The sequence below is a fragment of the Bradyrhizobium sp. JR3.5 genome (genome assembly GCF_054057015.1).
Genome location: NZ_JBSRYV010000002.1, coordinates 4,761,481 through 4,782,021, shown reverse-complemented (window position 1 = coordinate 4,782,021; position 20,541 = coordinate 4,761,481). Strand labels below are relative to the sequence as shown.

14 protein-coding genes and 3 pseudogenes are annotated in these 20,541 nt (G+C 58.8%); 10 read left to right on the top strand and 7 right to left on the bottom strand.

Annotation, left to right across the window (positions count from 1 at the left end):
• Positions 1 to 141: 141 nt before the first annotated feature.
• The 3 genes from tnpC to tnpA form a co-directional block, all read right to left on the bottom strand.
• On the bottom strand, positions 142 to 1,794 hold the full coding sequence (gene tnpC / locus ACVWW1_RS39935; RefSeq protein ID WP_456659672.1) for an IS66 family transposase: 1,653 nt from the start codon (positions 1,792 to 1,794) through the stop codon (positions 142 to 144).
• Between the two features lie 45 nt (positions 1,795 to 1,839).
• Positions 1,840 to 2,187, bottom strand: a complete 348-nt coding sequence (gene tnpB, locus ACVWW1_RS39930) for an IS66 family insertion sequence element accessory protein TnpB (protein ID WP_247356782.1) — start codon at positions 2,185 to 2,187, stop codon at positions 1,840 to 1,842.
• Positions 2,188 to 2,262: 75 nt separating this feature from the next.
• Complete coding sequence (gene tnpA / locus ACVWW1_RS39925; protein WP_456659671.1) at positions 2,263 to 2,583, bottom strand: IS66-like element accessory protein TnpA; 321 nt, start codon at positions 2,581 to 2,583, stop codon at positions 2,263 to 2,265.
• Between the two features lie 97 nt (positions 2,584 to 2,680).
• Here tnpA and ACVWW1_RS39920 point away from each other — a divergent pair, with 97 nt between their 5' ends.
• The 6 genes and pseudogenes from ACVWW1_RS39920 to ACVWW1_RS39895 all read left to right on the top strand — a co-directional run bounded on the left by ACVWW1_RS39920 (position 2,681) and on the right by ACVWW1_RS39895 (position 10,391).
• Positions 2,681 to 2,947 (top strand): hypothetical protein, encoded by a 267-nt coding sequence (locus ACVWW1_RS39920; RefSeq protein WP_456659670.1) that lies wholly within the window; start codon positions 2,681 to 2,683, stop codon positions 2,945 to 2,947.
• A gap of 1,388 nt (positions 2,948 to 4,335) precedes the next feature.
• Positions 4,336 to 5,718 (top strand): annotated as a pseudogene (locus tag ACVWW1_RS39915) (MFS transporter).
• 552 nt (positions 5,719 to 6,270) lie between these two features.
• Entirely contained in the window at positions 6,271 to 7,281 is a 1,011-nt protein-coding gene (locus ACVWW1_RS39910; protein ID WP_456659669.1) for an IS481 family transposase, read from the top strand.
• Positions 7,282 to 7,774: 493 nt separating this feature from the next.
• Positions 7,775 to 8,644, top strand: a complete 870-nt coding sequence (locus tag ACVWW1_RS39905; protein WP_456659668.1) for a MurR/RpiR family transcriptional regulator — start codon at positions 7,775 to 7,777, stop codon at positions 8,642 to 8,644.
• 4 nt (positions 8,645 to 8,648) lie between these two features.
• Positions 8,649 to 9,945, top strand: a pseudogene (locus ACVWW1_RS39900) (glutamine synthetase).
• 320 nt (positions 9,946 to 10,265) lie between these two features.
• Positions 10,266 to 10,391 (top strand): hypothetical protein, encoded by a 126-nt coding sequence (locus ACVWW1_RS39895; protein WP_456660858.1) that lies wholly within the window; start codon positions 10,266 to 10,268, stop codon positions 10,389 to 10,391.
• 125 nt (positions 10,392 to 10,516) lie between these two features.
• Here the strand turns inward: ACVWW1_RS39895 and ACVWW1_RS39890 are convergent, their stop codons facing one another.
• The 4 genes from ACVWW1_RS39890 to ACVWW1_RS39875 form a co-directional block, all read right to left on the bottom strand.
• Positions 10,517 to 10,750, bottom strand: a complete 234-nt coding sequence (locus tag ACVWW1_RS39890; protein ID WP_456659667.1) for a hypothetical protein — start codon at positions 10,748 to 10,750, stop codon at positions 10,517 to 10,519.
• A gap of 1,714 nt (positions 10,751 to 12,464) precedes the next feature.
• Entirely contained in the window at positions 12,465 to 13,151 is a 687-nt protein-coding gene (locus ACVWW1_RS39885) for an isochorismatase family cysteine hydrolase (RefSeq protein WP_456660783.1), read from the bottom strand.
• Between the two features lie 283 nt (positions 13,152 to 13,434).
• A complete protein-coding gene (locus tag ACVWW1_RS39880; protein WP_456659666.1) occupies positions 13,435 to 14,148 on the bottom strand; it encodes a hypothetical protein in 714 nt (237 codons plus the stop codon).
• A 617-nt stretch (positions 14,149 to 14,765) separates the two neighbouring features.
• Positions 14,766 to 16,595 carry a hypothetical protein gene (locus ACVWW1_RS39875; protein WP_456659665.1) on the bottom strand — a complete coding sequence of 610 codons (1,830 nt, stop codon included), beginning with the start codon at positions 16,593 to 16,595 and terminating at the stop codon, positions 14,766 to 14,768.
• 358 nt (positions 16,596 to 16,953) lie between these two features.
• Between ACVWW1_RS39875 and ACVWW1_RS39870 the strand changes: the two genes are divergently transcribed.
• The 4 genes and pseudogenes from ACVWW1_RS39870 to ACVWW1_RS39855 all read left to right on the top strand — a co-directional run.
• Entirely contained in the window at positions 16,954 to 17,256 is a 303-nt protein-coding gene (locus ACVWW1_RS39870) for a hypothetical protein (RefSeq protein ID WP_456659664.1), read from the top strand.
• A gap of 377 nt (positions 17,257 to 17,633) precedes the next feature.
• Positions 17,634 to 17,915, top strand: coding sequence for a hypothetical protein (locus tag ACVWW1_RS39865; protein WP_456659663.1), 282 nt, complete (start codon positions 17,634 to 17,636; stop codon positions 17,913 to 17,915).
• A gap of 879 nt (positions 17,916 to 18,794) precedes the next feature.
• Complete coding sequence (locus ACVWW1_RS39860; RefSeq protein WP_456659662.1) at positions 18,795 to 19,715, top strand: hypothetical protein; 921 nt, start codon at positions 18,795 to 18,797, stop codon at positions 19,713 to 19,715.
• A gap of 431 nt (positions 19,716 to 20,146) precedes the next feature.
• A pseudogene (locus tag ACVWW1_RS39855) lies at positions 20,147 to 20,391 on the top strand (transposase); the annotation flags it as partial.
• Positions 20,392 to 20,541: the final 150 nt, after the last annotated feature.

The window sequence follows — 20,541 nt, the reverse complement described above, 5'->3', positions numbered from 1 at the left end:
TCGTGGATTTGTCGAAACGATCAACAACAGACGCCAGTCGCCGCCGGGACGCAGCGACGGGACAGTACGCATACGACGAAGGCCGCCCGATTGACGCATGCGCGCGGGGGCCGGGTCGGCTATGATGGCGCTGCGTGAAGGTTAGGCAGCTTGCTGATCGTTGGGGTCGTCGGCTTGGCGCGGGAGCTTCCATTCCCAGGGCAGCAGTTCGTGCAGACGCGAAGCGGGAAGATCGGCGATCCGGGCGAGGACGTCGGAGAGCCAGGCTTTAGGATCGACATCGTTAAGACGACAGGTGGTGATCATTGTCAGCATGATGGCGGCGCGTTCGGCGCCGCGCAGGCTGCCGGCGAAGGTCCAATTGCGCCTTCCCAAAGCGATGCCGCGCAACGCTCTTTCGGCGGCGTTGTTGCTGAGGCAGATCCTGCCATCGTCGAGGAAGCGGGCAAAGTCGGCCCAGCGCCTGAGCATGTAATTCATGGGCTTCAGGACCTCGGAGGAGCGCGAGAGGGTTTCGCGCTCGCGCAACAACCAGGCGTGCATGTCCTCGAGAAGCGGCTTGCTCTTTTCCTGGCGCACGGCGCGCCGCTCGTCGGCGCCGCGGCCGTTGATGGCGCGCTCGATCTCGAACAACGCATCGAGGCGTCTGACCGCCTCCAGCGCGATCGGAGAGACCGGTTTGCCCTTCTTACCTTCCCGGGCATTTTTCTCGATGTCAGCCAGCTCGAAGAAGCCCCGCCGCGCGTGGGCAAAGCAAAACGCCGGCGTGATCGGCAGCACCTTCTTCTGCGGGTCGAACAACGGCTCGAAGCCGTTGTAGCAATCGGCTTGCAGGATACCGGCGAAGGCGGCCAGATGCTTCTGGGGATGCTCGCCTCGTCGGTCGCTCGAGGCGTAATAGACCGCCGCCGGCGGCGCAGGCCCGGCGAAGGGCCGGTCATCCCGCACATAAGTCCAGATCCGCCCGGTCGTGCACTTGCCCTTCGCCAAGATACGGATGGTGGTGTCATCGCCATGAAGGCGCTCGGACGCGAGCACATGGCGTTCGATCAAGTGGAAGAGCGGCATGACGGCGAAGGTCCCGTGGCCGACCTGGTCGGCCAGCGTCGATAACGGCAGGTCGATCCCCTCGGCCTTGAAGCGCGCACTCTGGCGGTTGAGCGGGATATGCATGCCGAACTTGTCGAACAGGATCGTCGCCAGCAATTGTGGGCCGATGAAGCCGCGCGGCGTGGCGTGGAACGGCGCGGGCGGCTGGCTGATCTTCTCGCAATCGCGGCAGGTGAACTTTTCCCGCACCGTCTCGACGACCTTGAAGCGACGCGGGATCTCCTCCAGCGTCTTGGTCACATCCTCGCCGATCTTCGCCAGCCGCGATCCGCCGCAGCAGGCGCAGGTCGTCGGAGCCTCGATAACGACGCGCTCGTGTTCGATGTCGTCCGGCCAGGGCTTGCGTACCGGTCGCTTGCGCGTGAAGGCGCGGACTTTCTGCGCCTTCGCCGCCGCGGCCTGCGCGGCAAGCTCATCCTCGCTCGCCGTGGTGACGAGTTCTTCGAGCTCCAATTCCAACTGCTCGATCAGCCGCGCCGTGCGCTCGGAGCGCTGCCCGTACAGTTCGCGTTTGAGCTTTTCGATCCGCAGCTCGAGATGCGCGATCAGCGCCGCGTTATCCGACAGCTCCGCCTGCGCGCTGGCAGCCATCGCCTCGGCTCGCAGCCGGGCCTCACGCTCGGCCTGCAGCGCTGCCAGGGCACTGACAAGATCCGATGGAAGGTCCTCCGGCTTCGATATCATGAAGCCATTGAATCAGATCAAGCAGCAGATTCAAACCCAAAACAGCTATCCGACCCGCGTCGGACGCTGGGTTTCTTGCGGGTTGCGCCAATCGATTCCGGACAACAGGTAACTCATCTGCGCCGGCGAGATCGTCACTGCATCGCCCGCAACCGAAGGCCAGATGAACCGCCCTCTCTCTAGTCTTTTGGTGAACAGACATGCTCCCTGGCCATCGTGCCAGATCACCTTCACAAGATCGCTTCGGCGACCGCGGAAGACAAACAGATGACCGCTGAGCGGGTCCTTGCGCAGCACCTCCTGCACCTGGAGTGCCAGCGACGGAAAGCCTCGGCGCATGTCCGTGTAGCCTGTCGCAAGCCACACTCGTGCGCCCGTCGGAACCGGGATCATCGGCGTACCAAAGCATCGAGAACGCGACGTAGTGCGTCTCCATCAACGTCGCCATCGACCCGGATGCGGTGCCCGCTACCAAGATCTATCTCGATGATACCCAGGCTCTTCCGTCGACGCGTCGTCGTCAGTGGCGCTTGCTTCGGCCACTTCCCGCGGCGGCACAGACGGCCCAATCTCGACCGGCACGAACGGCGCTATACTCGCTTCACCGTGCTTGCAAAGCTCTTTGCGCCACCTGAACAGCTGGCTTACATGAAGGCCAGCCATGCGAGCCACCTCGGAAACACTGGCTCCGGGCTCGAGCGATGCTGCAACAAGCCGTTCCTTCTCATCCTGCGACCACCGGCGCCGCCGCTCGACCGATGTGATCACCTCCGCCCTCGAAATCGTCATAGCGCTTCTCCTAGGATTACCCCTAGGACCTGCAGCGTTCGCGTCCGTCAAACAAGGCGGCCCTCAACGGAGGAATACACGGGACATGCGGCTTCGCATGGCGTACATCACCCTCGCGTTCATTCTCATTGCGGTGCCGTCGGCGAAGCTCTTGAGCTCGCTGTTGCCTGCTTGTGTGATCTATTCATCGAGCTCGGCGCCTTGGCCGCAAGGTTTGGCTTTGCCGCTTTGGCGCCTATCAAATCCCAAGCCAGGCATGGGCCTGTCGCTTCGCCAGGCCTGGCTACAGCGTGGGTTTTACGTGAAACGCCCCTTGCATCGTCTCATCGTCTGGGGGTTTTCGCTTCATCTGGGGCCAAAATGACCGTGCTTTTGTCGTCTAAACTTCGGGTCATCTGTCCGGACGCAACTCACCTGACCTTATAATCCACCATGGCTCGCTGAGCCCGTCGCGATGCGCAACAAGCGGAGAGTTACCGCGAGAATCACTAACCCGTATGACAGTGAGTGATGGCCTCATTACACCTTGCATGACCAACTGCTCGTCAGCCCAAATCGATATTTGATTTAGCAGTCTTCGCGTCGCTTTCTTATCCAAAAAAATACTTCTGCCGACCTCTTCAAGCTTGACCAAAATCGAGACGTGTCGCCTACTGCTATAACTACTCGGTAGAGAGGCGCCTCCCGAATTGTGATCGATACTGATGCCACCCACAATCCGCGAGTAATATTCATGCTGTTCGGTAGCGTATGGCACTTGGGCCATTGCAATATATGAACAGACCCCGACGAGTACCATAGCGAATGCAATCGCGCGCATTGTCCCTGATCCTTAAAACGGGAGATTACCGCCTAGTTCTCTCTTCAGCGATAGCCTCTTTATACCCTTCGGTAGCACGAGGCACTTTCCACCCCATTATTCCCTCATATAGTGAGCGGCTCAGCACCTTTTTTTTGGTTTTTGGCTCCGAGCCGCTTTCATTCAGTCTTTACTCCCTCAGGCTTAGAATTGTTGTCTGAAAAATTGGCGCGGCGATTTTGAACAATGTGTTGGTGGGGAAGCGGGCAGAGTTCTACGCTAGTCGAGAGGCGTGTCGTCGCCATCGCTTATGCCTTTGATTTCAACTTCCTCGAGCTCAAACTCTGGCGCATCACGCTTGCCATTAGCGATCCGCTGAGCCGCGGCTCGGCACGAGCGGATGTCGCCGGCTGATGTCTGTGGCACCGGGGTAATGTTGTTTTCATGGTGTCGTCAATAATGCGAGCTCCAATTACGTTTGATCGCACGAAGGGTCTGTGGTGCACGGGAGAATCCCGACAAAGCGAGCGGCTGCACGCAACTACCAAGCAGCGGAGCAAAAGCCGGGCCAATCGCCTGACGCTTCCGCACACGCACAGCCAGCTGAACGCAGCATGCACGCGCGGCGGCCCTTCTGTGTGAAAGCAGACGTCGCCTGTTCGGCACCCGCCAATGCTGTCGCAAACCCGCCATTGCACAGGAGCACAATGACTGCGCGCCTCCGAAAACTGCAGCGGGTTCGTTTATTCATCTTGGCTGGCGATTGCAGCAATCAGTTCAAGGCTTGAATGGGGCTGCAAGAGGCAGGCATTTTTCTTGCAAGCTCATCGTCATGAGCTTCGTCGTGACATGCTTAAAGCCACATGTGGAACACAGGGGCGCGAAGCAGGCCACATCAAGTTAGAGGGCGTGTGGGGCAAGTGAAACGCAACGTGCGCGACCTGGCTGGCCAAATGTTCGGGCCAGCGATCGCGTTCGAGACGGATCGAGGATGGCCAGGCAATTGACTCGGGAGGTGGAGCCGGTCCTCGTTGTCGCAGACGAACGCTTGACCGGCCGCGCCGTGCTGGGCGCAACGATCGGCAATATTCTCGAATTCTACGACTTCGGGACCTATAGCTTTTTCGCTATCCAGATCGGTCAGGCGTTCTTCCCGGCAAGCGACCCGTTCGCCAGCCTCATGCTGTCGCTCGCGACGTTTGGCGCGGGTTTTGTAACCAGGCCGATCGGGGCCATCGTGCTCGGCTCGTACTCGGATCGGGTCGGGCGCCGGCCCGCGATGACCGCCAGCTTTGCCATGATGAGCGCCGCGATCCTTGTCTTGGCTGTTACGCCCTCGTACGAGACAATAGGAATTGCCGCTCCGTTACTGGTCATTTTCGCACGTTTGGTGCAGGGCTTCGCTCTGGGAGGTGAAGTCGGTCCGACGACCGCTTATTTGATGGAAGGCGGCCCCTGTCGAAGCCCGCGGTCTTGCTGTCTCGTTTCAGCCTGCCAGCCAACAGATAGCTGCGACGGCCGGAGCGTTGGTTGGAGAAATACTCTCCCTCACCATGACAAGCGAGGCACTGCATGCGTACGGATGGCGGATCGCGCTTTTGCTCGGCGCCGGTGCGCTGCCATTCGGACTTTGGCTGCGGAGCGCCTTGCCCGAAACGTTGCACCGCCCCGAAGCGCCGGCTCCCGTCGTTCAGCCTGTAAGGAGATCGCCTGCCGCTCGCCGCATGATGAGCTTGGGATTCATCGTTTTGGCCAGTTGCACGATTATCACCTACGTCACGGGATATATGACCACCTATGCGCTGAACACCCTGCAAGTTTCTGCGCCTCTCGCCTTTGCCACCACGCTCATCAGCAATACGGTAGGAATTGCTGCCGCACTGCTGGGCGGTCGGCTCGCAGACCGCGCCGGCCGCCGGCACATCATGATATGGCCGCAGACCACTGCGTTGCTGATGACCTATCCGGTGTTCTTGTGGATCGCAGAGAGCCGCAGTGCCCTCGCACTTCTCGGAGGCCTTGGCGCGCTCACCCTGATCGGAACCATTCCGTATAGCGCCTTCTATGTGAGCATGGCCGAAGGTTTGCCCAAGAACATTCGCGGTGGCGGCTTCGCGACGATTTACGCTTTTGCGATAGCAATCTTCGGAGGCACAGCTCAGCCCGTCGTCGCCTCGCTGATCCACGTTACCGGGAACGCGCTGGCGCCCGCCTGGTACATGCTTCTCGCTAGCGCGGCCGGGCTCTGTGCGATGCTTATGATGCCCGAGACCGCACCGCTCAAAATTCAAAGCGCTGCGAACAAGGGACTCCCGTCATGGCGCTGGACAATGTGATCACGGGTCCCTTCCGGCTGATATCGCGCGCCGCCTCACGTCGTCCGGGAAGAATGTAGATCGCCGCCTTTGGCCGCCGTGGGTTTGCGAGAGCATCGACGGCATCCAGGATCTCGTCGATGATTACCGGCGCCGCCAGACTGTCGGGCGCCCGTGGCGCCTAACGGGACGCGATCGACGAGCCGCCCTGGCGCCCACGACGCGAGGATGGCCCGTTTGTCCGACATGCCAAGATCGGGGTCCGAGCCGCCGTCCCCGGGGTGCTCGAAGACGATCCCTGGGTGAGGTCGACTTCGCGCCAAGGATCTTCGGTTACAACGAATCTTCGGTTAAACTTCGCGACCGCCTGTGACTGGTTCGGTGATACGATGGTCAACGCGTCGATCATCCGCAGCTGAGCACGGCAGCTAGCCAAAGCTCGGTTTCCGGCTCACCTCGTGATTGCCTTGCATGGCTGTTCCGCCAGCTGCCAACGTGTTTGGTCCCTGCTGATTGGCTGGATGGAATCGGTGTAGAACGAGGCGTGGCCTTTGTCAGGGAGCACCTCGTGTCATGGAACTGAACCTGCACGCGAACGCCACCACGACACCAAAGACGCGCGCCTACATCCAGCGCAGCAAGAAGTCGGTTGCCCAGTTGGCGGCTGAACTGGGGGTCAGCGAGACCACGATCTACCGCTGGCGCGGCCGCACCACGGTTGGAGACCGTTCGCACCGGCCGAACAACCTCACGACCAGCCTGTCGGCCGTCGAAGAGCGAGCGGTTTGCGAGTTGCGGACGTCGCTGCAGTTGCCGCTGGACGACATCGTCGAGGTGATGCAGCGATGCATCAATGCCAAGCTGTCCCGCAGCGCCATTCACCGCTGCCTGCAGCGCAATGGCATCAGCCGGCTTGCCAAGCCTGACAAGCCCAAGCCCGGTATCTTCGAGACCGCCAGCATCGGCTTTATCCATATCGACGTGAAGTATCTGCCGGCTCTGCAACGCCGCACCAGCTATGCTTTCTTCGCCATCGACCGCGCCACCCGCTACGTCTTTGTCGAGATCCATTCCAGGCGGGACGGAGCCACCGCGACCGACTTCCTCAAACGCTTCCTGGCCGACTTCCCGCACGAGGTTCATACCATCCTGACCGACAACGGCGCCGAGTTCACCGACCGCTTCGCTGTCGACAAGAAGAACAAGCCGGTCGGGAAACCGTCCGGCGACCACCCCTTCGATCAGCTCTGCAAGCAGCGCGGCATCCAGCATCGCCTGACCAAGCCCTACCACCCGCAGACCAACGGTCTCGTTGAACGCTTCAACCGTCGTATCGCCGAAGCCATTGGCCGCGAACAAAAGCGCGGCAGTGCAAGGCGCACCTTCATCGACCATGCCGATCGGGACGCCTTTATCGCCAAGTTCGTCCACGACTACAACCGAACTCGCCTCAAATGCCTCGGCTACCTGGCCCCAATGCAGGCCCTCGCCAATCACACGGGACCAAACACCAACGCAAGGAGCTCGAGGGCATTCGCTACGGCGGCCGGCTTTTCAATCCAGATGGGTAACGCTCGGCGGTAGCAGGGCAATTGACCGTTCACGGACCATGCTTGATCTTGGCTTCGCACCTCGATTGCCCAATAAATCCGAGCCTGGCTAGCGGCGCGATAGTTCCTCTGAGCAGCTTCGGTGCGGGCGGCAGATTCGGCATTGATGATCGTTGAAGGCGAGCGGACGGTCCAGGATAGTCCTCGACCACCTATGGGAAGCCGCACTCCGCTTCCGCCAGCATCGGCGGCACGCTCGCTTTGGAAGGAGGCCACCTACAAGAAATTCGGCCAGACGCGCCAGCCGTCAGTCCTCCCTGAAGGAGCTACAAGACTAGCTGACAAGAGTACCTGGCAAGCGAAAATGACAGGCCGCGGACCGCAGACTGCCAAAAGCTTGCCACTGGAGGTGAACAAAAACTTTCGCTCAGAGTCAAACGTATTTTTTCGTTTGACTATTTTTTTTCATGATCGATAGTGTTTGGAGATCGATATCCCATTCTTCGCCAAAAGCTTCTGCAGCCATCATGACCGTGCGTGAAATCATAAGGCGCGAAAGTGCCAATCTCACTGCCAGCGAACGCAAGATTTCCAATGCGGTGCTCGCGGACTACCCGTTCGGCGCCCTCCAGACCATCCAGGAACTGGCCGACCGTACAGGCGTCAGCGCGCCCTCGATCACACGCTTCGTTACAAAGATAGGCTTTGCCGGTTATCAAGAGTTTCAGCGCCAGTTGATAGCAGAATTGCGCGAAAGCCGACGCTCGCCGCTGGAGCTCAAGGCCACTGAAAAGCTCGGTAGCCGTCGTGCTTTTCTGGCCGACTATGCACGACGGGCTTGCGAACGAATAAACGAGATGAGCGCAAGCGTTCCGCAGGAACAATTCGATCGGATCCTTGGGCTCATCGCCGATCCCGCCCGAGCAGTTTTCGTACTCGGCGGACGCGTCAGTGACAGCATCGCTCATTTCCTCTCGGTGCACCTCAAGCAGATTCGACCGAAGGTCTATCATCTGCCACCCAATCCAGAGCATTGGCCGGACCAGCTGCTGGCAATCCGCAGGCAAGATGTCCTGGTGCTGCTCGACTTTCGTCGCTACCAGCCCGACCTGCAGAATCTCGCTGATATCGTCGCAAGGGAATGCCGACCGTCGATCGTGCTGATCACCGATAAGTGGATGTCGCCAATCGCCCGTCACAGCGACCATGTCATTGCCCTGCCCATCGAAATTGAAACAGCGTGGGACACGCTCGTCTGCGCACTCACCCTCGTCGAAGCCTTGATCGTCAAAGTATCGGAATCGAACTGGTCGACGACGAAAAACCGGCTGGAGGCCTGGGACAGACTTCGCCTGGTGCCGCCGGATCAGCCTTCGGAGGAAAAAGATGATCGGTGAGGAAATGCTGATTGCATGCTGCACGGATCTTGCCGGCAAGGTTCGGGGCAAAGCGTTTCCGGCCGCGCAGTTCGACAAGCGCGCAAAGCGGGGCATTGGCTGGACGCCAACCAACGTCCAGATCACGTGTTTCGACACGATTGCCGAAAGCCCGTTTGGCTCGCTTGGCGACCTCGTCCTGATTCCCCGATGAAACTGCGAAGGTGCGCGTGCAACTAAGCGACGATTTGCCAGCAGAGCATTTCGCACTCGGGGACATCCGCCAGACTGATGGTCCGACCGTGGGAATTCTGCACCCGTTCGATCCTCAGGAGTGCTCTCGATCGCCTCGATCGGGTTACCGGCTTGACGCTTTTCGGGGCTTTCGAACACGAGTTCCAGTTTCGGAACGACGCGGGTCGGATTGGAGCGGCGTATAGCGTTCACGGCTTTCGTATCGAACGACGCTTCGCAGAAGCGCTCGTAGCAGCAATGCGCGCGGCGGGTTTGGAGCCGGACACATTCATGAAAGAGTTTGGCGGGGGGCAGTCTGAAGTCACGATGGGACCGTCGCGCGGGATCGCCTCGCAGATCAGTCTACGATCCTATGCGAGCTCGTGCACCTGGTTGCCAACGCTTCCGGCAAGGAGGTTACGTTCACCCCCATCCGGGATCCAGCCGGGGTAGCCAACGGCGTTCACATTCATCTCAGCTTCCTCAACGGCGACCGACCAGCAACCTGGTATCCGAACGGCAAACATGAGCTTTCCAAGACCGCCGGCCAATTCGTTGCTGGTATCCTCAAATATCTGCCCGCGATCGTCGCGATCACGGCGCCGAGCGTGATATCCTACCTGCGGCTCACACCCCATCGCTGGAGCGCGGCCTTCAATAATCTCGGCTTCCGCGACCGCGAAGCTTCAGTACGCATCTGCCCCGTTTCTGATTTGAGTGATATCTCCAAAGCAGCTCAGTTTAATTTTGAGTTCCGCGCTGCCGACGCAACGGCGAGCCCGCACCTGCAACTCGCCGCTATCGTACACGCCGGAATCCAGGGCATTGAAGAAGAACTGCCGACGCCGGAGGCGACGACCGAGGACCTAGCGCTCCTTGATCCATCGGCCTTGGCGGCGCGCGGATATGTCCGCCTGCCAAAATCCTTGCCCGAAGCTCTTGATGGCCTGCTGGGGAATCCCACAGCAGTCGGCTGGTTTCCGGTCGGGTTCGCCGAGATATATGCAAAGCACAAGAAGGGGGAGATGGCGTTCGTTGAGGGGAAAACTCAACGGGAGATCTGCAGTCTGTATGAACAGGTCTACTGAAGGATTATTAGAAGCCCCGCTTGCCCGATGGCAATCGGGCTACTGCTTCGGAGCCCCCCTCGCATCAGCTATTTCGGCGGGGACACATGAATTACTGCCCGGTATGAGTAACTAATGCCCGGTATGAGTAACTAAAATGCGGTCGAAACGACATGGAATGCACCGGTGTCGGTACGTCGCTTGCGGAGGCAGCGCGTATCGTTCTGGCGATTGCTGAGTGCGTGATGGCGACTGAATAGAAAGTGCGTGATTGACCATACGCTTATAAACAATTTCGCAGCTGAAGCTGTCTCGGCGGGCGCTCGGCGCCCGTTGGTGATTTGACGAGAAGCTGCTCCGAAGCCACGCGGCTGAAGGCGCTCGAGAAAGAGAACGCGAAGCTGAAGCAGCTGATGGCCGAGCAGATGCTCGATACCGCGGAACTGGGCAAGCTTTTGCTGGAGTAGGCAGAGGTTGAGTAGCCGTCGGGCTCTGCAGCAATGGACTCCTCCCACAGGATCGACAATGTTACGTGCTTGCGCTTGAGCTCGCCGTCCACGGCTGTCCAGTCGGGCTCGGCGAGGCGGCGGCTTCAGTGCTGGCTGCCGGTGCCGGACCTGGCGAACAGCCGCGCTTCCAAAACTGCGTCCGTGACATCGTCCGGCGGCGGCCAGTTCGGGCCCCGGGGCCTCGAACCGGCGGATCGTAGCCGCACCGTCGGGGGCGCCGCTCCGACCCGCCGCGCAAACTTGCGGGTTGGCAGCCTGGCCGCCTTCATCCTGATCAGATAGCGCACGTGGCGCATCGCAAGCCTCTCCGTCGGCATCCAGGGGCCCCTTCGCAAAGCCGAAAGGGGCGCAACGTATGAGAAGCCTGAGAAGCCTCGTCATCTGGTCGACGCATCCCGCAATCATGGCCGACATTGTCTCGGATTGGCTGGCGACTTCAAATCGGAACGGTGGGCGAGATTCATCTCGGAACTGCGGGCGACATGAGCGGATTCCGCATCTGGGTGTTGCGAATCTGCCAGTGTGTCGCAAACGCGACAATTTTGCGGGAAGACTCGCAGCGATCTTGCTGCCGACGTGCATGGCCCAAATCATGCACTTAGGTGGCGGTTCAATGCAACTCATCGGGAGCGCCGCAGCACCTTGAGACTTGTCCCTAAAATTAGTGCTGCGTTCGGCGCCTCGTCGAGGCGGCCCTTCTCGGCATCTGTCCTCTTCATGCGAGCACGGTTCGACAGGTCCCGCACAGAAAACTCCCCCATTGATCGAGGATCGCAGATCGCATCTGTGCACCCTCTCTAGTACAGCGACTTTGGTTCCAGCGCTGTGGAGTTTATGCAGCCTCCAACAAGCGCGCAGGATAATCATCATCAAGCGAGGATCCTCTTGAGGACGTCCATAGACCCGAAGGTCAACCCGATTGACGCCGACTTCATTCCTGCTCAAAGCCGCGTTGACTACCATCGGCGGTCGCTGCTCGGTCTATGGCGCAGAGCAGTCCAACATCCCGCCACAAGGCATCAATTTCCGGCCGGGGCCGCGCAACCGACGTTGGCCAACATCCAGTTAGCCTGGGGAACGGTGGACGTGAGGGACGTCTACGATCACCTTGAGCATCTGCATTCGTCTGTTCCTCCCGAGACCGGCCGATCATGCCCCGGCTCTGACGTTATCCTTTCCATAGAAGGGACAGCGAGGACGCCGACCCTCATCGGAACGCATGAAGAGATGCTGTACAACGCATGCTTCGATGGAAAGGCGTACTATCTTTCAGGCATCACCAGCGATGACAGGGTGCTCGTACTGGGAGGGAGCGGGAGCTGTCACGCGGATTATTGTAATTTCTATGCTTTGTCACGAACGGCATGCACGATCATACCGGTCACGGACTACAAGAGAGTGGGGAGAGATTGCTGAAATCATGCGAGCGTTGCGCGCCACCGCAATCCTCGGATCTTTGAGTGCTCTCCTTCCGCTCCTGTCCTACCTGGAACTTCGCGATCTGACTTACGCCGGGATTAGGCACATTGTTCAAGGCCGAGAGCCGTTGTCCTGGCAGCTTCGATCGAGACTCGTGCAGCGATTCGGGAACAATTTGGCCTTCCACTCTGTATTTCAGACTCCGGACCACGGCTCGATAGGCTTCCAATGCGCCTCGTGCGGCTCTGGCGAGTACCACCTTCATGAAGGCCTCATCTACGCGGAGCTCAGTCCGAGGAAAGATGAGAGCGCGACAGAGCTGGTTATTTCAAACCTGCACCGCTCCCGCATGCCCGTTGTCCGGCTCCGGACCGGCGATTACGCTGAATGGGCTGATCCCGAGGGACGCTGTCCGTGCGGGCTGACCTCCAGAAAAATACGAATTCTCGAAAGAATAAGCGAGGATCGGCCATAACGTGAGCTATGCGGACCCTGCGCACAACCGACGACAGAGCTCCTTAATCTCGGTCGATCTTGGGCCAAGCATGGCCACACCAATCGTCGCCCTCAAGCGCATCGCAACCGTAAGCGCTTCCTGGATCCATTTGTTCATCACCGTGCGCAGCTGTTGCATGCTGCGGCAGGTAAGCAAGCAGCAATGACCTCCTCGATCAGCGCGTTTGTATAGATCTGGCGGCAATACCCCTCGCTCACCCGCAAACAGTTGTCGTGGCGCTCCTGGCTATAAGTGACGCAGGCATCTGGCACGAGCGTTACGAGATATCCGAGGTCGCAAGCGTCACGTACAGCAGATTCCACGCACTCGTCGGTAACCAACCCTGCCAACACCAGCTGCTTAACGCCGAGATTGCGCAGCAAGTAATCGATATTGGTGGATACAAAGACGCTCGAAGACGACTTCGGCAGCACGATTTCGTCATCGCCAGGCGCAATCTCGTCAATGACTCTCCCATCCCATGACCCTCTCGGGACGTTGAAGCCTACGATCTTGTAGTTCAGACCGCGATCGCGACCATCTTTTGTGAGATTTTCGATCGTCGTGTAAAGTACTTCTATGCCTGCCGCACGGAACTGCGCCTGCAAGCGCTGCATGTTGGGTATGGCAACGCCTTTTAAGCGATCGAAATAATAGCCGTACTTGCCGGCAATGTCCGCCTCAGACACATCCTTGAACTCGCCGCCATCGCGGCGCACGCAAAAGTTCTGCACGTCAATGAACAACAGCGCCGCCTCCTTGGGGCTGAGCGGCACCTCGCGTTTCATCGGAAGTTCCGTCATTGACATGCTTTGTCTCTCACCCATCGAACAGCCAGCCGGCGGTCAAGGTCGAGTTTTCCGCTCCCCTCCGGATCACGGCTCTAACGATTTACGAATTTCAAGCAACAGGCGCAGATCGCGTCGCGCCCTTTCGCATATCCAAGAAGGCTTCGGAAGGCTGCAAGTGCCCACACACGAGACCCGGAATCCGAATGATCCTAGACTACCGCATGCTTGCGGACGGCGAGGATTAGTCAAATTTGGCTTCGCACCGAATTGAGATATCCCGGGCGCGCGGGCAGGATCACGAGGCTAGCATCAGTTCGGCTTTCTCGTGACGAACAATGCGGCTTCTCAACTCTTGGCCGGTCAGCCAGACCAGCCAATCGTCCTCGTCCACAATATTCTCTTCCACCAGCCGCAATATCGACCCGCCTCTCTCATGGTGCGCATATCCGTATTGCGAAACAACGCCTTTATCAATTAACCAGCGCGCCACCATTCCACATACGAAATCGGGAGCCCACATGGCAAACGATACGCCGAATGCGATCCCCGCCATGATCCTCGCAATGCCCTTTCCTCTGTAGTCTCTGCGTACCCAGCCATCGCCGTGATATGCTACTTTCCCGGACATTTTCTTCGCACTTGCTGCCCAGCAAGTACATGCGTCGTGAGGGTGGGCATGTTTGGTCGGGTCGGCGTAGAACGTTTTCAGGGATTCAAGATGCTCTGCAAAATTGGTGCGCGAGAGGTCATAAAGTCGAACAGCCTGCAAGACCGCAACTTCGTTGTTCTTGTCAACGCCTACCATCCAAAATCCCTCGCCGGGTTTAATTGGCGAGCGGTCCGGCCGGAAATTTGGATATGTAGGTCCCTTCGTTGGAGTTGATAGTGTGATCGAGATATACTCGTGAAAGTCGACTCCCAACGAAAGCTTGATGCCTTTTCGGGCGGCGGCGGCGTCATAGCTGTGAATGAAGCGCGAGACGTGCAGCAGGTCCGCTACGCCCATCATTGCTGCACCTCTCCATTGTAATGCTCCGCGCCCCTTAGGCTGCTACAGCATTGACAAGGATCGAGACACTATCGATTCTGGTAGAGAATAGCGGCGCGATCTTTGATGAAGTGGCCTTCGCTGGTCAGCGGCGCCATCGCCGCGCGCTGCGGCATGGCTGAGGGACGCGCCCGACGACCCGGCGCGTCCAAGTTGCGCGATATGACAATCGAGGCCGTGAAGTGCTATCGACGATATCATCGATTTGATGAAGACCAGGCTCTCACTCCGCGGTTATCTGGTCCACCGCCCCGCAACGTATCCGATTAGAGTGTGCGCGTGCCTACGGGCCCATCTGCTATGCGAAAGGACTGTCGAACCCGCGCCGCATCGGATTGCTGATCGAGTGGTGGACGCCGACCCAGGACGCACGCTTCCCGGACATCTCGCTCGACGTAGGACTTTCATATCCGTGGGGTAAGCTGCGCTCCTGTAGTCAGGGAACACGCCCTGGTTGTCAAGGCAGTCTAAACCAACCTTCTCGGTGAGAGCAGTGCCTGCCGGGTTTTCAACTGGCCAGCTTCGCTCAAAGGCGAACGGAAAGCGGCCTTGCCAAGCGGCGGACGTCTCGCTCGAGTTTAGCGCCTCGCACCCTCGCATTCCTGTCGAGTTGAGATGAACGTCGCGACGACCACGCCCCTGATTGTCACGACGCAAACTCCGACCTCCGTCCTGTAACCATGGTCTTGCGCCAGTCTCACGAGCTCACCCAACCGTCTGGCTTTGGATTCCACGTCCGAAACGTTTGATCCGACATCCAGCAAGGACCTCGCCGCCAAATCGTCGGACTTCGCTTGCACCGAAAGAATATCGATGATCTTCGAAGTTTCGAGCCTTGACCTTTGGATGAGATCGGAGCCGATCCTGCTCCTTCCACCGGCATCGGAAAGACTGGACGCCTTCGACTTGGTCTCCGCGATCATCCCATCCTCGAGCGGGGAAATCACCGGATCGGCCCTTCCTGCGCGTAGACTTTGGATGCGATCGAAGAGCATCGATCCGTAGCCTCGGATCCGACTCAAGGCACTTTTCAAAGCCGCGCCCACTTTCGTGTCGAGCAAAGCCGATGCTCTTCTTTGGAGCTCAGATCCCGCATCCGATGACGACACCACTCCTTTGAGGAAGTCGTCGACGAATTCAACGGCGGCCACTCTTATGCCGTCAGTCAGGAAATCGTCGCTCATCGCCTTCAATATTTCGTCGATCACCTTCCCGGAGACAGTTTCCTTCACCAGCTCGGATATTGCCGGTTCGATGACCTCGGGGACCTTCGCAACGTCGAGCGCAGTCGAGAGCATCTCTCTGACCGCACGCTGCTGAGAGGAGCCGTCGCGTGGTCGTTTGAGGTCGTCCCCGGGAGGGGCCACTCCCCGCGGTAGCGCCCCCCGAAGCCCATCGAGAACGGATCCGAGCTCGGCCAGTTCGGACGAACTTGCCGCAGGCGACGCGTTCAATATGGCGCTTGACTGAACGCGTCCCTCGAACTTGGCTGCGTTCGCGGCCGTTCTGCTCGCGATGCGCTCATTCAGCCGTTCGTCGGAATTCAGGACCCTGGCCTTGAGTTCGGTATCCCAAATACCCGAAGTGGTGGGCGGGGGCGGCGGTCGCGGTCCCGGAGGAGCTCCGCCGGGTCGCGGACCACTCCAATCCGCCGGGGGCGGCGAAGTCCGAAAAAGGTGGTCGTCCTGCAGGGTCGCCCTATCCAGCATGACCTTCGCGAACTGTATGGACGCGCGGGCAACGGCTCGTTTGTATGAATTGTCTATAGCATTGTGAGCGGACCGAAGTTCGACCCGTAGGGCGTTCAAACCGCCAGGCGCAGAACCGTAGAAGGAGAACAGCAGAACCGCGACGAAGAAGGCGCCAATGACGTGTATACTTTTCGATGCCATCTTCGAAAGTCGAGCCACCCTTGCGGCGAGAAGCGGGAAAAAGATCAGGTTGAAAGCAAGAACAAATATGATCGCAAGGCGCGCCTTCAGAGCGAAGGACTCCACGCGCTCAATTATGTGCCCAGCCTCGAGGCTGTCGTACCAGGCAACCACGATGCTCAGCCGCGGTGAGAACTCCGTCAGGAAAAGATACAAGCCGATCTGCAGCAACAGGAAACATGTCGAAACGGCGCCAGTGACCATGCAGTAGGTGGTGAGTTTCGAGCCGACCTCGGCGAGGACCGCGTTGCCGCTGTGCCTTCGGCAGGCTGCCCGAATCACAAACACGGAGACAGCCGAGACGATCAATACCCCCAGCGGCAATAATCCGATGAAAGAAAAACCCGCAACAAACGCAAGCCAGGCTGGGATCAGGATCACCGGCAGAACGAACAGCTGCGAGAATTCACCCAGACGAGTCGAAATGCTCAAATTCGTCTCCTCCGCCGGGCAGGCAGCAAATCGATTAAACTTCAACTTCTGCTAATGATTCAATCAGACTGCTTCCTGTCTGAGCGAGTTTCATCCAACAAGCTCAGCCGGCAGCATTGCTCATTTCTGTGCGGACCTGGTCTCGAAGACCAAGCTAGAGGACGTTCCCCACGTGGCCGGAAATTTCGACACGGGACATTTTGCAGCGACGCGCCCGCTTCGATGAGTGTGCGCGCGGATAGGGCAAAAAGAGCTCTTGAACGCAACAAGTATTGACAACGGAGCCGACAGCAATCCTGTATTTTAAGTCGTAGCACACCGAAGCGATTTTTTGGAGAGACATTGCGGGTCCGATGTCCCCTCAGTTCGAATTTATTCCGTACGGACCGGACGCTGGCTGGATATGTCACTCGCCTACAATCTCGACGACGCAAGACATTTGGGCCTGACGACGAGCAATAAACGAGGCGGCAACGAGGATACCGGTGCGGCCTTCGATCTCTGCAAGCTCACGCTTTCCGCGAAACTCTTTGCGGACTTGCTGTCGAAAACCTCAAGTCGAACGACTGTAGCGATGGCCAGGATCAAGGTACTCGACGGGCTCCCAGGCGACGCCGCGACGGATAGGTATGGAGAAGGCGCACGTACCTCAGCTGCTCCACCGCACCCGGCGGACCTTTCAAAACAGCTCGGTGTGTCCTCCTGACAGCATGCTCCCCGCTCTGTGCCTTTGCCGGCCTTCCCGGGATGCTTGGGCGGGTCTTTGAGCGTTATCACCGTCACAACCCCGCCGACGGTTGAAAGGAAGAATAGCTGCGATTACCGAAGACGCGGTGGCGAACTTCCTCTGGAATTTGCTTCCCGACAACGGTCGCACGCTGCAGGCTTGGGACGTACACGGCGTATCTTCCAACGATTCGTTCGCATTGCTCTTCGAAAATCGGTGAACCTCGCGCCGAGGGCGACAATAAATAATAAGTCAAAACAATCACTTACGTCATGTCAACCCTATCAGACCTTGTAAACCAGGTTGATCAATTTTCTGATCGGACCCGTGACGGTGCCAGATCGACAATTGACGCGATGTCGCCTCACGACTTAACGTTCATCGATTCGTATGCAGATCTGGAACTATTCCCTTCCTCGGCGCCCCGAACGTCCCGCATTGTGACCGCCAGAGACGTGATAGAAAAACCAACCAACGCGCCGACCAGCATCCCCCCAACTCGTCAACGCGTTGAGTTGTCTGCCGAGTTGATCGGCTTCACGCTGAAAAGCGACGACGAGACGATTCGCGATATTGAGAAGATCCAGGAGTCCGCGATCAAGGCGGCTCAGGAAATCAAGAAATTTGCGCTAAAGTAATTAGCGATTCCTTCGATTCCCCAACAATGCGGTAACAATCACTTGGGAGCAAAACCCGGCACCTTGATATTAGGTCTCGATCATACCCCAAAGTGGGACGATCGCTTTCGGACGTCGCTCGAAATATCCAAGTCAGGCATTTACAACCTAATCGGTGGACGCGTCGGCACAGCCTTTGCTGATGAGAGGCATAGTCATTCTCATTCACATCGGAGATCGATATGTCAGGCATTGGAGGGAATTCGCACATTTCTCAATTGCGGAACGGCAGCACGGATGGCGGGACCGCATATGAAATGGGTTTTGCCCCTGGTGGATGCAGCCGAACTTCCAGTTCTGCCCCGCTCGGGACGCGCGCTGAATCGCCAGATCTGGTGGCTCCCGCCGTTCGCATAGAATGCGATGCAGTTAGTCGGGGAGTCAACGTGTCCGGCCCTGGTGGCGAGCCCGGGTCGAGCAATCAGGCATCGCACCTGCGAATCGCGTTGGATCCTTATCCCGAAGACGCGGCGCTGATCAACGAGGCGGCCCAGGCGGCCAGAGTCGCTATTGCGGCGGGGCATCCTTGGGAGCAACTCGAGACCTCGCGCCAAGTGTCCCAGGCAACTTATATGGTTCGCAAGTTTAGCGGATGGCTCCGAAAAGAGCATAAAAACGCGATGGCCGGCCGCCCCGGTGACAACACCGTTGATGAAGATATTGCGACATTCGCTCGTATTCACCGCCGGGGCTCCCACTTAGTCGGCTTGAGGATGCTTCGAACGCACGCTGGCGCGCTTGGGCCCCGCGATCACGCGCCGTGCCGTCGCGCTCAGCAGGTTCCCTATCCCCAAGACACTGCGCTCGTCAAGGCGGCGGCCGAGGCAGCCAAGGCGAACATTGACGCCGAAAAGCCCTGGCCCTTTGTCGGAATTCGGAAAAAGGGTCAACCAAGCAGTTAGGTCTCTTAACAAGTTTAGCGGGTGGCTCAAAACGACAAGCAGAAGGGCTATAGACGGTCGCCTCAACGACGTCTCGCTGAAAGAAGACATCACGGCATTCTATATGGCTAAGCGTAAGTTCAGCGTGGACTCTGGCGTCAGGATGCTGCGGGAGCACGCGAAAGACCTGGAGGAGTTCGCCGCGGACCTGGAACAGCAGCTTGAAGTAGATGAGGCGCCGTCGGCGGCTGGAGACGGTGCGCACCAGTACAGCTCGGTACAGCCGCTCTTCACCCAGCTGTTCGGGGAAACGCTGCCATCGGAATCCCCACCGGCGTCTACGGGATTGCAAGGCGGCGGTTCGGACCCAAATGTGGCCATATCGCCCATGATGCGTAACGATGCCTTTGATGCGCCGATGCCCAACGTTACTGAGCAATCGTCGTCCGCTCGTGGAGTCGGTGGTTCGCACTTGAGTGACGACGCTCAGCGTGACTGCGCGCAACAATCGCTCTTCACGCAACTGTTCGGGGAATCTCCACCGCCGTCGGAATCACCGCAGCGGTCTCGAGGCTTGCGCAGCGGCGGCTCGGATTTTAATGGCGCCATGTGGCCCACAACGCGCGACGCTATGGCGCGGCAGGATTTCGGACATGTCCTAGACCTTGGCTGGGTCCATGGGCCCCAACCAGCCCCAGACATCCTCATCGGTGCACTCAACAGAAGAAGGATTTTGCCGACACCGCGCCAGCCGATGACAAACTTCTACCTCCGCGGCCAGCCCTATACAGCGCAGTTGGGGAGAGGGTCCAGGGAAGTGAGCCCAAATAACCCGCTAGGCGTGAATATTATTCTGATACCTCGACTTAAAGGAGGTTGAATATCGTCCTTGCGGATCTAGTTAGGGACCTACTTTGCCCCGATTAGGGGACCAACTTTGCCCACGGCTGCACTCGGCTGAAGATCGATCGGCGCGACGGCCCCGGCTAGAGGCCGCCAACGAGGCAAGCCCAACCTGACGAAAACCGCCGCAGAGCTGATCGCTGTTGCTGCTTCGCTCGCAGCAGCGATGTTGAGCGAACGGTGGACTACCCCTTGGACGGACGCACTCAGGAGAAAGGGCGACCTCACGCCCGGCCAATGTAACAGGCTCTGGGCCATTGCGGTGGTCGGCGCCGGTATACTTACTTTCGTTCTCATACAGTCTGTTTTGCTAGATTGGCTCCAGTCTGACCGAGTCACAAAACTGCGGGCTCTAGCTGGCCAGAATCAGCGATGGTGAAGCATGGACCATTAGCCGATGAGGCCGACATGAGCGGGCGTGGCACCAAGACGAGCGAGAAGCGATTTGCGGCGTATTTGGAAGGGCTTGCCGGTGTCATCGGTCATGCTGATCGGAAGGCGCCGCTCTGCGCGACTATTGCGTCGGCCTGATGGCTCGTGGCGGTCGCAAGAGCGTGGAGCCGATGGCGGCGGTGACGGCTCCGGAACGGACGGCCACCCAGCATCCATCGCTGCTGCATTTCGTTGGCAGCGCCGCCTGGTCGGATGAGGAAACGCCGGATGAACTCCCCGGCCGCTACAGCCCCCCTCCTCAAATCTTGTAGTCCCGAGTTCATGCAATGGAAGCGTCACACGCGCGGGCTATGAAGGAGTTAAAACGGCTTAATACGAATAATCGCTGTGGAACGCACTTTCTCTCAGTG